This is a genomic window from Kordia antarctica (assembly GCF_009901525.1).
GTDB lineage: Bacteria > Bacteroidota > Bacteroidia > Flavobacteriales > Flavobacteriaceae > Kordia > Kordia antarctica.
On the sequence record NZ_CP019288.1, the window covers coordinates 3,518,101 to 3,533,132 of the forward strand.

General features: G+C 34.5%; 16 protein-coding genes and 1 tRNA gene. 10 read left to right on the forward strand and 7 right to left on the reverse strand.

Annotated elements, in window-relative coordinates:
* Positions 1-769: 769 nt before the first annotated feature.
* From IMCC3317_RS14605 to purN, 5 genes are all read right to left on the reverse strand, one after another.
* On the reverse strand, positions 770-2,668 hold the full coding sequence (locus tag IMCC3317_RS14605; protein ID WP_160130235.1) for an amidophosphoribosyltransferase: 1,899 nt from the start codon (positions 2,666-2,668) through the stop codon (positions 770-772).
* 69 nt (positions 2,669-2,737) lie between these two features.
* Positions 2,738-3,664: a PfkB family carbohydrate kinase gene (locus IMCC3317_RS14610; RefSeq protein ID WP_160130236.1), complete on the reverse strand. Its 927-nt coding sequence runs from the start codon at positions 3,662-3,664 to the stop codon at positions 2,738-2,740.
* 372 nt (positions 3,665-4,036) lie between these two features.
* Entirely contained in the window at positions 4,037-4,627 is a 591-nt protein-coding gene (locus IMCC3317_RS14615; protein WP_160130237.1) for an START domain-containing protein, read from the reverse strand.
* Positions 4,628-4,690: 63 nt separating this feature from the next.
* Complete coding sequence (rnhA, locus tag IMCC3317_RS14620) at positions 4,691-5,161, reverse strand: ribonuclease HI (RefSeq protein WP_160130238.1); 471 nt, start codon at positions 5,159-5,161, stop codon at positions 4,691-4,693.
* Between the two features lie 8 nt (positions 5,162-5,169).
* On the reverse strand, positions 5,170-5,742 hold the full coding sequence (gene purN, locus IMCC3317_RS14625) for a phosphoribosylglycinamide formyltransferase (protein WP_160130239.1): 573 nt from the start codon (positions 5,740-5,742) through the stop codon (positions 5,170-5,172).
* Between the two features lie 187 nt (positions 5,743-5,929).
* On the opposite strand from purN, the gene IMCC3317_RS14630 reads away from it, so the two are divergent.
* From IMCC3317_RS14630 to dusB, 8 genes are all read left to right on the forward strand, one after another.
* Positions 5,930-6,166, forward strand: a complete 237-nt coding sequence (locus IMCC3317_RS14630) for an acyl carrier protein (protein WP_114901751.1) — start codon at positions 5,930-5,932, stop codon at positions 6,164-6,166.
* Positions 6,167-6,272: 106 nt separating this feature from the next.
* Complete coding sequence (gene fabF, locus IMCC3317_RS14635) at positions 6,273-7,523, forward strand: beta-ketoacyl-ACP synthase II (protein ID WP_160130240.1); 1,251 nt, start codon at positions 6,273-6,275, stop codon at positions 7,521-7,523.
* Between the two features lie 6 nt (positions 7,524-7,529).
* A complete protein-coding gene (gene rnc, locus IMCC3317_RS14640) occupies positions 7,530-8,264 on the forward strand; it encodes a ribonuclease III (protein WP_160130241.1) in 735 nt (244 codons plus the stop codon).
* Between the two features lie 183 nt (positions 8,265-8,447).
* Positions 8,448-8,933, forward strand: a complete 486-nt coding sequence (locus tag IMCC3317_RS14645; RefSeq protein ID WP_160130242.1) for an IPExxxVDY family protein — start codon at positions 8,448-8,450, stop codon at positions 8,931-8,933.
* Entirely contained in the window at positions 8,933-10,363 is a 1,431-nt protein-coding gene (gene pyk / locus IMCC3317_RS14650; protein ID WP_160130243.1) for a pyruvate kinase, read from the forward strand. Before IMCC3317_RS14645 ends, pyk begins: the two co-directional genes overlap by 1 nt.
* A gap of 85 nt (positions 10,364-10,448) precedes the next feature.
* A complete protein-coding gene (locus IMCC3317_RS14655; protein WP_160130244.1) occupies positions 10,449-10,592 on the forward strand; it encodes a hypothetical protein in 144 nt (47 codons plus the stop codon).
* A 26-nt stretch (positions 10,593-10,618) separates the two neighbouring features.
* On the forward strand, positions 10,619-11,098 hold the full coding sequence (locus IMCC3317_RS14660) for a hypothetical protein (protein WP_160130245.1): 480 nt from the start codon (positions 10,619-10,621) through the stop codon (positions 11,096-11,098).
* Between the two features lie 57 nt (positions 11,099-11,155).
* Positions 11,156-12,148 carry a tRNA dihydrouridine synthase DusB gene (gene dusB / locus IMCC3317_RS14665; protein ID WP_160130246.1) on the forward strand — a complete coding sequence of 331 codons (993 nt, stop codon included), beginning with the start codon at positions 11,156-11,158 and terminating at the stop codon, positions 12,146-12,148.
* A gap of 384 nt (positions 12,149-12,532) precedes the next feature.
* Here the strand turns inward: dusB and IMCC3317_RS14670 are convergent, their stop codons facing one another.
* Positions 12,533-13,744, reverse strand: coding sequence for an ABC transporter permease (locus IMCC3317_RS14670; protein WP_160130247.1), 1,212 nt, complete (start codon positions 13,742-13,744; stop codon positions 12,533-12,535).
* Positions 13,745-14,137: a 30S ribosome-binding factor RbfA gene (rbfA, locus tag IMCC3317_RS14675; protein WP_160131929.1), complete on the reverse strand. Its 393-nt coding sequence runs from the start codon at positions 14,135-14,137 to the stop codon at positions 13,745-13,747.
* A gap of 190 nt (positions 14,138-14,327) precedes the next feature.
* On the opposite strand from rbfA, the gene mce reads away from it, so the two are divergent.
* Together mce and IMCC3317_RS14685 are read left to right on the forward strand one after the other, a co-directional pair.
* Positions 14,328-14,729 carry a methylmalonyl-CoA epimerase gene (gene mce, locus IMCC3317_RS14680; protein WP_160130248.1) on the forward strand — a complete coding sequence of 134 codons (402 nt, stop codon included), beginning with the start codon at positions 14,328-14,330 and terminating at the stop codon, positions 14,727-14,729.
* Between the two features lie 57 nt (positions 14,730-14,786).
* A tRNA-Ile gene (locus IMCC3317_RS14685) sits at positions 14,787-14,860 on the forward strand.
* Positions 14,861-15,032: the final 172 nt, after the last annotated feature.

Below are 15,032 nucleotides of genomic sequence, written 5' to 3' on the forward strand. Positions count from 1 at the left end.
GAAGCTTGCAGAGCGAACACAAAACTGTAAGTTGAAGTAATCCCGCTGTAGAGCGGGATCTCATGTAAATATTATTTAGTATGAGTTTTATACAATTTTGAAATATACAGAATAAAAGAGCCAAGACTTTCAGAATCAAGAATCAGGATGTTTTTTAATGATGCTTTTATAAAAGTTTGAAAACTTATTTTCTAAACAGGTTCCGAGTAAACATCTAAAAGCAAAGCGATCTAAGAAGAGCCAAGATATTTTCTGATGTTATTCCTGCACAGGCAGAAACCTAAAGCGTTTCAAAGTGGATTCCGCATTAAGTGCGAAATAACAAACTGATAAGGCAGAAAAACAACGTCAAACTCAACTCGATTCAGTTTCTCATATGAGTGAGAAACAATTTAAACTTCACGATTTAAACTTTATAATAATGAAAATAGATTCCGAGTAAGCATCTAAAAGCGAAGCGGTCTAAAATCTAAAAACGAAAGCGGTCTAAGAGATTCCCGCCTCCGCGGGAACAAGTCTAATTTCACTTTTGCGCATAAAAAAAGGTGGAATTAACCACCTTTTTTTGCCCCAAATCTTACCATGAACTTAACCTACTTATGCTATGGCATTGCTAATGTAAGTCGAGTTGATAAACTTGCCCTAATATATTAGACCAAATACCTCTTTTTTAGACTAAGTGTGTATTTTAACTTTTCTTTATGATATTAACCATTATAAATTAATTTTTCTTTATGAAAATTATTCATAATAATTTGAAACTAAATGTCTAATACGCACGTTCTTTATTGCCTTCATAAAAGTTAATAAAAGCACGATTTACAACACGGTTTCCGCCATCAGTTGGGTAGTTTCCTGTAAAATACCAATCTCCTAAATTATTTGGGCATGCTTTATTGAGATTTGCTACTTTTTGGAAAATCACTTTGACTTCCGCATTGACTACATCTGTTTTGATAAGTTCACTTATTTTTTCTGATATTTCTTCATCTGTAAAAGGATCGTAAATTTCCTTTACAAAGTTCTGAACATGAATATCTTTTAAGCCTTCTTGTGCTTTACACTTGTTGTAGACTTCTTCTACTAAGTCATACTTATTTTGATCTTTTAAAAGCGATAGCGCAGCTTTAAACGCAATTAAATCTTCTATACGTGCCATATCAATTCCATAACAATCCGGGTAGCGTATTTGTGGCGCAGATGAAACGACAACTATTTTCTTAGGATGCAAACGATCCATCATTTTAATAATACTCTTTTTCAGCGTCGTTCCACGAACAATACTATCATCAATAATCACTAAGTTGTCTTCGGGTTGTATAACGCCATACGTAACGTCGTATACGTGTGCAACCAAATCGTCACGGCTGCTATCTTCCGTAATAAAGGTTCGTAATTTTACATCTTTAATGGCAATTTTCTCTACACGCGGTCTTTCGGAAAGAATTTCTCGAACTTTTTCAGCAGATAAGGAACGTTGTCCGTCTAAAATTTCTTTGGTTTTACGTTCGTTTAAATACTCTTCCACAGCTTCGGTTAAACCGAAAAAAGAAGTTTCTGCTGTATTTGGGATAAAAGAAAACACCGTATTTCTAATATCATCATCAATAGCTTTTAATACTTTGGGAAGAAGTAATTTCCCTAGCATTTTTCGCTCTTTATAGATTTCTGCGTCGCTTCCGCGAGAAAAATAAATCCGTTCAAAAGAACATGCTTTGCGTTCTAAAGGCTTTAAGATTTCTTTACTTTTAACAGTTCCATCTTTTTTGATGATTAATGCATTTCCTGGTTTAATTTCTTTTACCTGATCAAAATCTACATTAAATACTGTTTGAATCACAGGACGTTCCGAAGTAACTACAACAATTTCATCATCTTGATAGTAATACGCTGGTCTAATTCCCGCAGGATCTCTCAAAACAAAAGAATCTCCGTGACCTAATAATCCAGCCATCGCGTAACCGCCGTCCCAATCTTTTGCAGATCTTCGCAAAATTTTCGCAATATTCAATCGTTCCGCAATTAGTGGAGACGCTTCTTGTTTATTATAACCTTCGTCTTTTAGTTTTTTATACAATTTGGCAACAGCATCATCCAAAAAGTGACCAATTTTTTCCATCACAGTCACCGTATCCGTTTTCTCTTTCGGATGCTGTCCAATAGTAATCAGGTTTTCAAAAAGATCATTTACATTGGTCATGTTAAAGTTTCCAGCAACAATCAAATTACGATGCATCCAGTTATTTTGTCTCAAAAACGGATGTACACTTTCAATACTATTTTTACCAAAAGTTCCATAACGTACGTGTCCTAAAAACAATTCGCCAACATATGGTAATTGCTTTTTTTGAAGCGCTACGTTTTCTTGCAATTCAGGTTTTTCGAGTATAATTTCATTAATACGCTCGTTTATTTGCGCAAAAACATCTTGTATAGGTTGTTGATTGTTGGAACGAACTCTACTAATATAACGTTCCCCCGGATTCATATTAAGCTTAATGCTTGCCAGTCCAGCACCATCTTGCCCTCTATTGTGTTGTTTTTCCATTAATAAGTACATTTTATTAATGCCATAAAATGCGGTACCATATTTTTCTTTATAGTACTCTAATGGTTTTAAAAGTCGTAGGAGTGCAATTCCGCACTCGTGTTTCAAAGCGTCACTCATTAGTGTAGTTTGTTGTGTTGTTCATACTTATTGTGACAAAAAAAAGCGCTCATGACTGAGCGCTTTTTTTTAGTTTACTTCTATTTCGAACTGAGTCAGTTGCTTAAATTGTTTTAAGCGCTCCGTTATTTCTTCACTTGTGAGCGTTTCCATTCGTTGTGTTCCAAATTTCTCCACACAGAAGGAAGCTAAATTAGATCCGTATATAATAGCATTTTTCATACTTTCAAACGAAATATTTTTATGCTGTGCTAAATATCCAGAAAATCCTCCTGCAAATGTATCTCCAGCTCCAGTTGGATCAAATACTTCTTCTAGTGGTAATGCTGGTGCAAAGAAAATATTTCCATCATTGAAAATCAATGCTCCGTGTTCTCCTTTTTTAATCACTACATATTTAGGACCCATTTCATGAATCTTCTGAGCAGCTTTTACTAAAGAGTATTCTTTTGATAATTGACGCGCTTCTTCATCATTAATGGTAATTACGTCTACTTTTTTAATGACTTCGATTAAATCATCCCAAGCACAATCCATCCAAAAATTCATCGTATCTAATACAATTAACTTTGGTTTCTTGGTCATTTGATTAATCACGCTCATTTGTACGCCAGGATGTAAGTTTCCTAACATTACAATTTCTGCATCTTTATAATTTTCAGGAACAACCGGATTAAAATCTGCCAATACATTTAACTCTGTCGCTAACGTATCTCTTGAATTCATATCATTATGATACTTTCCACTCCAGAAGAATGTTTTTCCGCCTTTTACAACTTCAATACCAGAAATATCAATATTTCTAGCTGCTAACATATCTAAATATTCCTGCGGAAAATCTTCCCCAACAACCGATACAATAGCTGAATCTACATTAAAATTCGAAGCAGACAGTCCAATATATGTAGCTGCGCCACCTAAAATTTTATCTGTTTTTCCAAATGGCGTTTCAATAGCATCAAAAGCAACCGTTCCTACAATTAATAATTTGCTCATTCTCCTAAATTAAATTTTTTTTGCAAACTTACATAAAATTTCCCCAAGAAAAATACCTTGATGCGGTAGATGTAAGTTTTGATATTCTTTTTCTAATTTTTTTTACACGAGTGTCCGATTAAAATTATTCAAAATGTATTAAAGTCTATTTATAATTGAAGATTAAGTGTTTTATTTTAATAACACCTTGCTTTTAAAAATAGTTTTAAAAAAATAGTAAATACTAGATGTACTTTTAAAATTATTTCTGTTTATCAATTAGTTAGAAGCAAGTCTTGGTTCTTTATTCTAACAGCGGCTTGTGCTGAGCGAAGTCGAAGTAAGCGGTCTAAAATCTCTCATCGGACACTACTGATTTTTTTTATTCGTAAACTATTCAACTTTTTCTTTTAACGCCAAAAAGTTATAATATGGCGCTCTTGTAATAGTACTATTTACAAACCAATTTGGTAAATTCCCGCTTGGATCACCATGCATTTGATGCGTAATTTTCACCATATCACCTTGTTGCTCTAATAACCAATAGCCTTCACAGGAAGTAATACGTAAATAATCTTCTTGTTCTTCATATTGATCAGAAGCTGACATCATATCAATGCGCAACACGTTTTTTGTAATTCTTTTTATATGTAGCGAAACCACAACATCTCTGTTGCGTAATGGCCAAGGAAGATCGAGTGCCATCCAAATAAGATATTGGCTTTCTGAATGCTTTTTAAGGAGTTTACTATCGATAGCTTTATAATTCCAAACGTGTAATTGGTCGCCGTCTATGATAACATCTTTTACCTTATTCAAAGAACTTTTGACTGTCATTAGGGCTTTATATGCCTTTATTTTGCTAGAACTAATAGATTTGGTATACACCTGAATATCATTTTTGTCCTTCTTCAATTCCCACTCTTCTTGGGCAGAAAGTGGAATACTAAATAGGATACTAAGAATTGCAATATAGATTTTCATACTTTGATATTGAGGGAATTATAAAAGTAAAAATACAAATATGATACCAAAAATGATTGTTTACTATACATTGTTTTGACTTTCGAAATAAGTATCAATCTTAACTTTATCTTTTTTTGAAGCTTCAACGGCTAAAAAATCGCAACGTTCGTTCTGTATATGGTTATTATGCCCTTTTATCCATTGAAAGCGAACAATGTGTCGTCGGTAAATTTTTAAAAAGCGAATCCATAAATCTGTGTTCTTTCTTCCAGAAAACCCTTTCTTCTCCCAACCTAACACCCATTTTTTTTCTACAGAATCTACTACATATTTCGAATCTGTAAATACTTTAGCTTCGGTATGCATGTATTTTAGTTTTTCTAAAGCAACAATTACGGCAAGCAATTCCATACGATTGTTGGTTGTTTTTCGAAAACCTTCTGAAAATTCTTTTCGATATGATTTTCCAACCCATTCCATCACAATTCCGTAACCACCAGGTCCTGGATTTCCTCTAGAAGAACCATCGGTATATATATGTACATCTGCCATTGTGTGTATTAATTATTTGAAGTTAACACGTGCGCAATGACTTCTGGAAAGTGTTTATATTCTAACTGATGAATCTTTTGTGCAACCGTTTCTGGAGTGTCAATTTCGGTTAAATTTGTCTTTGCTTGGAAAATAATCGCGCCTTCATCATAATTTTCATTGACAAAATGTATGGTAATGCCACTTTCTTTTTCTTTATTTGCAACCACAGCAGTATGTACATGTGATCCATACATGCCTTTTCCTCCATATTTTGGAAGCAAGGCAGGATGTATATTGACAACCTTGTTTGGGAACGCGGCGAGAATATGTTCAGGGAATTTCCAAAGAAATCCAGCAAGAACAATCAAATCAATATGTGCACTCTGTAACAAATTCAGAACGTCATCGCTATGATATAGCGCGGTTTTGTTAAAGCTAAAGGCACTGATTTTGTGGGTTTTAGCTCGTTCTAAAACTTTGGCATGCTGATTGTTAGTCAGAACTTGAACAACGGAAGCGGTATTTCGTTCTTGAAAATATTCAATAATATTTTCAGCATTAGTCCCGGAACCCGAAGCAAAAATTGCAATACGCTTCATAAAAAGAATGAAATTTAGTAACTGTTGTTTCGACAAAAAAAAGAATAATTATTAACAAAATGAAAGCAAAAGCAAATTACTTATTCTAAAATTTTAGTAAATTAGAGCACATTTATCAAACAAAATGTTGTTTTAAATTAAAGTTTTTTATTTTTGCAAACAATTAAATTTTAAAAACTATAAGATTATGTCAGACATTGCATCAAGAGTAAAAGCGATTATCGTAGACAAATTAGGTGTGGATGAAAACGAAGTTGTACCTGAAGGTAGCTTTACAAACGACTTAGGAGCAGATTCATTAGACACCGTTGAATTGATTATGGAATTCGAAAAAGAATTCGATATCCAAATTCCAGATGATCAAGCAGAAAACATAGCGACCGTTGGTCAAGCTATCTCTTACATCGAAGAAGCAAAAAAGTAAGGAAAGAACATTTTCATATTTAAAAGATACATTAGAATGCATATTTTTGCATTCTAATGTTTTGTTAAAAGGGTTTCTTCTTAAATTTTAAACGAACGTATCAAAGATGGAATTAAAGCGAGTTGTAGTTACAGGTTTGGGTGCATTAACCCCAATCGGAAATACAGTGGAAGAATATTGGAACGCGTTGCTCGCAGGTAAAAGCGGAGCCGCTCCAGTAACACATTTTGATGCAGGAAAGTTCAAAACAAAATTCGCTTGTGAATTAAAGAATTTTGAGGTAACCGATTTTATGAATCGGAAAGATGCTCGTAAAATGGATAAGTTTTCGCAGTATGCAATGGTTGCTTCAGATGAAGCTATCGCAAATTCAAAACTAGATTTAGATACAGTAAACAAATTAAGAGTAGGTGTTATTTGGGGAGCAGGAATTGGTGGTTTAGAAACTTTTCAAGAAGAAATGATAAACTTTGCCAACGGTGACGGAACTCCAAGATTTAATCCTTTCTTTATTCCAAAAATGATCTCAGATATTGCTCCTGGAAACATTTCCATAAAATATGGATTTATGGGACCTAATTATACTACGGTATCTGCTTGCGCATCATCAGCAAACGCTATGATTGATGCTTTAAATTACATTAGATTAGGACATTGTGACGTCATTGTAACTGGTGGAAGTGAAGCTGCCGTTACTATTGCTGGAATGGGTGGATTTAACGCCATGCACGCCATGTCAACACGTAATGATGATCCACAAAGTGCCTCCAGACCATTTGACGCAACCAGAGATGGTTTTGTACTTGGTGAAGGAGCTGGCGCTATTGTTCTTGAAGAATATGAACATGCAAAAGCAAGAGGCGCAAAAATATATGCAGAAGTTGCTGGTGGCGGATTATCTTCGGATGCCTACCATATGACTGCACCACATCCAGACGGAATAGGTGTTGTTGCAGTAATGAAAAACTGTCTTGAAAATGCTGGAATGCAACCAGAAGACGTTGATCATATCAATACACACGGAACATCAACTCCATTAGGAGATGTAGCAGAGCTAAAAGCGATTACAGAAATTTTCGGTGCGCATGCTAAAAATATAAACATAAACTCTACGAAGTCCATGACTGGACATTTATTGGGAGCAGCCGGAGCAGTTGAAGCAATTGCCTCCATACTTGCTATTGAGCACGGAATTGTTCCACCAACAATAAATCATTCTACCGTAGATGAAAATATTGATCCAAGTTTAAACTTAACTTTAAATAAACCTCAAAAACGAGATGTAAAAGTTGCCCTTAGCAACACATTTGGGTTTGGAGGACATAATGCGTGTGTATTATTTAAAAAGTTAAATTAATTTAAAATGAACTTCGTTCGCAAAATATTAAATTCTCGATCTAAAGAAGATGAGAATTTTTTTGCTGAACTCGAAGACATTTTAGGATTTAAAACTCGCAAAAAGAAACTTTATAAGAAAGCTTTTACACATCGTTCTCTAAATCAGAAAGATGCGAAAGGAAATTCTGTAAACTATGAACGCCTAGAGTTCTTAGGAGATGCGATGTTGAGTAGCGTGATTTCTGGATATCTTTTTAACGAAGTTCCATCTGGTAATGAAGGTTATTTAACCAAAATGCGCTCTAAAATTGTGAGTCGTGAACACTTGAATGAGCTTGGACGCGATTTAAAACTGATTGATTTAGCACAATCACGGATTCCAAAAGATAATTTTGGTGAAAATATTCATGGAAACTTATTTGAAGCATTGGTTGGCGCCATATTTTTAGATAGAGGCTATAAATACTGTGATAAATTTATTCACTATCGTGTGATTTCTCCATATGTAGATATTGAACGTTTGGAAGGAAAAGTGATCAGTTATAAAAGTTTACTTATTGAATGGTGTCAAAAAGAAAAGAAAAACTTCAAATTTGATGTATATGACGATACTGGAAATGACGAATTAAAGCATTTTGCAGTAAAGCTTTTTATTGATAATAGAGTTGCAGGAAAAGCACGTGCAACTTCCAAAAAGAAAGCAGAAGAAAAAGCATCAAAACGTGCTTATTTTGCCTTTCAAAAACAAATTTCAGAATAAATTTAGGATACATTTTTCGCATTCAAATACGATTTTCACAAATTTCCGTACAGATTTTACGATTTCAAAAAAAGAATGCATCAGCTACAACGTTTTCGTTGCGGTATCTTTAGAATCATTACTAAAATTTAACTATTATCTAGTCATTAAATTATATATTTACATTTGTTAATAGTAAGATTTATGGCAATTCATAAACTCTTTGAGGATGATTTTGAAGAAGATAACTATACGCTGATAGCAATTCATTGCTCAACAGAAGATTATCGATTAGCGTATTTATTGAACACCAATCTCAATCTGAAATTAGCACGAAAACGGGAAGATTTAGACTATAATTATCTGGAAGCTTCTTTTTCGATATACGAATGGGACGATGAAGAAAATTTTGTGACATGGAATCTGGTAGCAAACACCAGTAAAAAAGAAGTGGAACAAATGGCAAGTGCAGGATCATTATTTTCTGATCAAAAAGGCAAGCGAACCATCTCTAAATATTTGATTCCTGAACAAAAAAGAGTAGATTATTTCATTAAAATATCTAGCGAAAGCTATTTAAAATCTTCCAAAATTATAGTATCTAAAGTAAACGCAATTGCTGAAGTAATTACAGCATATATTGTGGACCCAAATCAACTAAAATCTAAGAACAATTTAATTTTTGAGTAATGCCGAAAAGAAAAAAGACGAAAATAGTAGCGACTTTAGGACCTGCAACAGGAACGAAGGAAATCCTTAAAAAAATGATAGAGCAAGGAGTAGATGTATTTCGCATCAACTTTTCGCATGCCGATTATGAAGACGTAAAAGAGCGAATTAAAATGATTCGCGAATTAAGTAAAGAATTTGGATACAATACGTCCATATTAGCCGATTTGCAAGGTCCAAAACTAAGAGTTGGAGTGATGGCAGAAGATGTAATTGTAGAACCAGGAGACGAAATTACATTCTGCACGGGAAAAGAATTCAAAGGCACTTCCAAAAAGGTGTATATGAACTATCAAAATTTCCCAAGAGATGTAAAAGCAGGTGAACGCATTTTACTTGATGATGGAAAATTGATGTTTGAAGTGATTGCTACCGATGGAAAAAAAGAAGTTAAAACCAAAGTAATTCAAGGCGGACCTTTAAAATCTAAAAAAGGAGTTAATCTTCCAAATACAGCGATTTCATTACCAGCATTAACGGAAAAAGATATAAATGACGCTATTTTTGCTATTGGGCAAGAAGTAGATTGGTTGGCACTTTCATTTGTGCGTAATAGCCAAGATTTAATAGACTTACAAGCAATTATCAATGAGCATTCGGAACATAAAATTCCGATCATAGCCAAAATTGAAAAACCAGAAGCCGTAGCAAATATTGATAAAATTGTCGCTTATTGTGATGGTTTAATGGTTGCTCGTGGCGATTTAGGAGTAGAAGTTCCTGCGGAAGAAGTTCCACTAATTCAAAAGCAATTGGTATTACGCGCCAAAAAAGCGAGAATTCCAGTAATCATTGCCACACAAATGATGGAAACAATGATTACGAGTCTTACGCCAACAAGAGCGGAAGTAAATGACGTTGCAAACTCTGTAATGGATGGCGCTGATGCGGTCATGTTATCAGGAGAAACTTCGGTTGGGAAATATCCAGTACAAGTAATTGAGCAAATGACGAAAATTATCAGAAGTGTTGAAGATTCGCCATTAATCACGGTGCCACATTCGCCACCGCATATTCGTACCAAGCGTTACATTACAAAATCAATATGTTACCACGCTTCACATATGGCAAATGAAATTAAAGCAAAAGCAATTTGTACACTGACAAACAGTGGATATACAGCTTTTCAGATTTCTGCTTGGCGACCAGATTCAGACATTTTAGTATTTACATCAAACTACAGAATACTTTCACAATTAAACCTACTTTGGGGCGTAAAAGCATTTTTCTATGACAAATTTGTAAGTACAGATGATACCGTAGAAGACGTAAATAGAATTGCCAAAGAAAAAGGATTTGTGAAGAAAAACGACATGCTTATTAACTTAGCAGCTATGCCAATTACAGACAAAGGAATGGTAAATACACTTCGTGTTTCGCTGATAGAATAAAAAATTAATATATTGCATCATATGCTTCGATTTACATGTTAAAGTGTGTATCGAAGCATTTTTTATTTAATAAATATCAAAATACATGTCGAATAACATTTCAGAAGATTTAGAGAGAGATAGACAACGTTTCAACAATCCAATTCCATTACCGCCTGCAAATACCCAAAATCAACCACCAGAAAATGACAATAAAAATACTATAAAGGTTGTGGATGCGGATGTTTAATACTCATTGTAGCTTTTATTGCACTTATGATTTGGGGGAATTATTTTCTTGAAGATGAAGAAAAAAATGATCTCAGAATTACATATCTAAAACAAGATATGGACAGACTTACCTCAAAATCTGATGCGGAAGACGCTATTTCAGAATTGATAAAGCAATGTGTGGATCTCGGTGTAGATTCTGATGGTGAAATCAATAAAAATGCGATCAAATACTTTACGCGTCGTAATGGCAAAAAACTCTTAGTACTTTTAGAAATAAAAGATTTAAAAGGCATTGAACCATCTTCTAGAAGAGTTATTGTTGATGTAATTGCAGAATGTTTGGATTACTTGAATGATGAATTAAATGTAAATAAATATTACATCTGCGTGGAAGGAAATTGGAATACACTCTTAGTAAAAACGCCAAATGGTTCAGATTTAGGTGGAAAATATGCGGACGATGCGTTATTGTTACCTTTCTATAATGAATACGTAAAAGACAGTTTGCCAAGTTTAGAATAATCATGTGAAACTAAATTTTCATGTATCTTTGCAAAATATTTAATAGAATAGCATATTGTGGTTAAAATAGGAGACATAGAATTACCAGACTTTCCATTGCTTTTAGCGCCAATGGAAGATGTTAGCGATCCGCCATTCCGAGCATTATGCAAAGAACAAGGCGCAGATGTTGTATACACAGAATTTATTTCTTCGGAAGGATTAATTCGTGATGCAGCAAAAAGCACCATGAAACTTGATATTTACGAAAAAGAACGCCCTGTTGGAATTCAAATATTTGGAGCCAACTTAGATTCCATGTTGCAATCGGTTGAAATTGTAGAAAAATCAAACCCTGACATCATAGACATCAACTTTGGTTGTCCTGTAAAAAAGGTAGTAAGTAAAGGTGCTGGCGCAGGAATTTTAAAAGATATAGATTTAATGGTTTCCTTGACGGAAGCGATGGTAAAACACACCAAATTACCAATTACGGTAAAAACCCGTTTAGGTTGGGATCACGATTCTATCAAAATTGTAGAAGTTGCCGAACGTTTACAAGATGTAGGTTGCGCGGCAATTGCAATTCACGGACGAACACGCGCGCAAATGTATAAAGGAGAAGCTGATTGGCATCCGATTGCAGATGTGAAAAATAATCCAAGAATGCACATTCCTGTATTTGGAAATGGCGATATAAATTCTCCTGAAAAGGCACAACTAATGCGTGACAAATTTGGCTTAGATGGTGCTATGATTGGTAGAGCAAGTATTGGATATCCTTGGTTTTTTAGAGAAGTAAAACACTTCTTTGAAACTGGCGAACACAGAGCAAAACCAACAATGGAAGAACGTGTTGATGCTGCTCGCCGTCACTTGCAAATGTCAATTGATTGGAAAGGAGAACGTTTAGGTGTATTTGAAACTAGAAGACATTACACGAACTATTTCAAAGGAATTCCACACTTCAAAGAATACAGACAGCGCATGGTAACCACGGACGATTCTGAAGGTGTTTTCAAAGTATTTGATGAGGTGTATGAAGCTTTTGGCGATCATCAATTTGTATAGAATTGCCTCTTTTTCATTCCTGCGAAGGCAGGAATCTACGATTATAGGTTCAGCGAAACTTTAGTTTAAAAGTTGAAAGGTTTATAAGTTTATTCAATGTGTAAATAATTCACATACCAAAATACCAAAAGCGTTTACACTGAGCTTGTCGAAGTGAAGCGTGACCAAAATACTAAAGGCACAGCCGTTTCTAAAAGCAAAGTTTCTAAAGTCGAACTTTTTGACAGATGATTTAAAAGCTATCAACTTATTTACAAAAGAACATGCTGACTTGCACATTATTTCTTAAAATCAAAAAACAGTGTCGACAAACAACCTTGAATCATTGAATTTTTAAATTCTTGAATTGAGCGAAGCGAATCTAAAAGCAAAGCGAGTCTAAAACTAAGCATTCGCAATAAAATTTCTATTAATACGATTACTCGCGATAAACGAAGCCAATACTCCTAAAATTGTGATGGTTAAAAATACGGTGACGCAATTCATAAACTTCAATTCCACAGGATATGGCAAACTTGCCGTAATATAAAACAGCTTAAACTGCAATTGCAAATAAATCACAATCACACCTAAGGTAATTCCCAGCAATCCGCCTAAAACGGTAATAATAATTCCTTGCAGAAAAAATATGCGCTTAATTTCTTTCACGGTTGTTCCCATACTAAACAGCGTTTTCATATTCTTTCGCTTGTCCAAAATCATCATCACAATTGCGCCAACAACATTAAACAAGGCAAGAATCAGCACGAGCGTAAAAATCAAGTAAATCGCAAGATTCTCGGTATTCAGCATCTTATACAACGCATCATTCAGCTCAATTCGATTCTTAATAATAATTTCATCATTAAAAACGGTAGAAATTTTCTCTTTTACAGCAGTTTCATTTGCTTCTGGCGTTAAATCGAATTCAATATTAGTAATCTCATTCACTTCAAAATCAAGTAATTCTTGCGCCAAACTCAAATTCGTGAAAACGTATTTAGTATCCAAATCTTCATTAATTCGATAAATTCCTGTCGTCGTCACTTTCACCTTTTCATACGGACTTTTAGAACTGCTTGTGATGCTTTTAGTACCAGGTTTTGGCACAATAATTTCCAGCAAACCGCTATAATCATACGCAATCACGCCCAAAAGATTCGAAACTCCAATACCAATCACGGCTTCATCGTACGCGTTTGAATTCATCCAATTTCCAACATACATAATGCTGTCCATAGCGTTAACTTCTCTAAAATGGGCATCTACACCTTTAATATTGGCAATATGATGTTTATTCTTCAAACTCAAAACCACACGTTCTTCTACGACTTGTGAAAACGATACAATTTCTGGAATCTCTTTAAGTTGATTTAGTTGTGTTGCGCTTACGCGAAAGGACTTTCCGGTAGCCGCTTCAATCTTAATATCTGGATCAAAATCGTTGCTAAATGACAAACTGAAGGTTTTCAATCCTGCAAATCCAGAAAGTACAATGAACAAAGCCAACGCACCAATCACAACAACCACGCTTGTGACGATGTTGATAATGTTGATGGCGTTTTGCGAACTTTTAGAAAGTAAATAACGCTTGGCTATGTAAAAAGAAAAATTCAATTACGATTTCTTTCTTTTTTCTAACAAATCAGGATCTTGGATAGGATTTTCTTTTCTTTTCAAAGACTGTTCAATATTTTCAATATATTCCAAAGAATCATCTACGTAAAACGTTAAACTAGGAACTTTACGCAACTGATGTCGTACACGTTGTGCCAATTCATGCTTTATCAACGGCGCATTCGATTGAATTCCTTCCAAGAGTTCCTTTCCTTTATTATGTGGAAAAATGCTTAAATATACTTTCGCCACGGAAAGATCTACCGTAACATTCACTTTCGTTACCGAAATAATAATATTCGTTAATCCGCCGCCGCGTGCAGCGCCTTGCAAAATGTCTACCAAATCTTTTTGTAAAACACTTGCTATTTTTTTCTGTCTGTTATTTTCTATTTCACTCATAATGCTGCAAAAATAAAATATTAAGACCACAAAACGTTGACAATCCTACTGAATTACAATAACTTTACTCAATAATTGAGATTTAAACGCTCTAAACGCTTGTCTCGAAATGTTATTTATACATTTTTTTACACTTTTGGAGCTTACATAAAGGTAGTTGATAATTTAATCAGATAAAAACGTGAATAAAATAGAACATATTGGAATTGCAGTCAAAGATATTGACGCGTCCAACCAATTATTTGCAAAACTGTTCAACAAAGAACCTTATAAAATGGAAGAAGTTGCTAGCGAAGGCGTAAAAACCTCTTTCTTTCAACTAGGCGAAAGCAAAATAGAATTGTTAGAAGCTACGCGCGAAGACAGTCCTATTGCTAAATTCATTGCCAAAAAAGGCGAAGGCGTACATCACATTGCATTTGATGTTACAGACATTCACGCAGAAGTTATACGATTAAAAAAAGAAGGTTTTGTTGTGCTAAACGAAATACCTAAAAAGGGCGCAGACAACAAGTTAGTCGTCTTTTTGCATCCAAAATCAACCAATGGAACATTGATAGAATTGTGTCAAGAAATAATTTAATGCAGTAATATTTTTTCGGAATTAAAAAAAATAGTAATATTGCATCCTGTTTTTAACGGTCCCATAGCTCAGCTGGTTAGAGCATCTGACTCATAATCAGAGGGTCCTTGGTTCGAGCCCAAGTGGGACCACTTTTTAGAAACAAAAGCCTTTCAAGAAATTGAGAGGCTTTTTTCATGCGTAAATGTTTCTTGGCGAGAAGTTTATGCTGAGCATTGGTGAGTTGGAAATATATTTTCAACGAAAGCACCTCACGTAGTGAACCGAAGTAAGCCCAAGCGTTGCAATGAGTTTATCGAATTG